1 protein-coding gene is annotated in these 662 nt (G+C 62.4%); it reads left to right on the top strand.

The annotated features are described in order from the left end of the window. Positions 1-662 (top strand): zinc-binding dehydrogenase (locus CPY51_RS29490; protein ID WP_146260192.1); only part of this gene is annotated, 662 nt, incomplete at both ends.

Raw genomic sequence — 662 nt, 5'->3', positions numbered from 1 at the left:
CACGTCATCCCGCTCTATACGCCGGAATGCCGCCAATGCCCCTCTTGCCTCTCGCGCAAGACGAACCTCTGCACCGCGATCCGCTCGACCCAGGGCCAGGGCGTCATGCCCGACGGCACGTCGCGCTTTTCGATCGGCAAGGACAAGATCCATCATTACATGGGCTGCTCGACGTTCGCCAACTACACGGTCCTCCCTGAGATCGCGGTCGCCAAGGTCAACCCCGACGCCCCCTTCGACAAGATCTGCTATATCGGCTGCGGCGTGACGACCGGCATCGGCGCCGTCATCAACACCGCCAAAGTCGAAATGGGCGCGACGGCGATCGTCTTCGGTCTCGGCGGCATCGGTTTGAACGTCATCCAGGGCCTGCAGCTTGCCGGCGCCGACATGATCATCGGCGTTGATCTCAACAACGACAAGAAGGCCTGGGGCGAGCGCTTCGGCATGACCCATTTCGTCAACCCGAAGGAAGTCGGCGACGACATCGTTCCCTATCTCGTCAACATGACCAAGCGTGGGGCCGATCAGATCGGCGGCGCTGACTACACATTCGACTGCACCGGCAATACCAGGGTCATGCGCCAGGCGCTTGAGGCATCGCATCGCGGCTGGGGCAAATCCGTGGTCATCGGCGTTGCCGGCGCCGGCCAGGAAATTTC

This window comes from Arminella tubonensis (assembly GCF_003240585.1).
GTDB lineage: Bacteria > Pseudomonadota > Alphaproteobacteria > Rhizobiales > Rhizobiaceae > Rhizobium > Rhizobium tubonense.
This window is presented reverse-complemented; position numbering and strand designations above follow the sequence as displayed.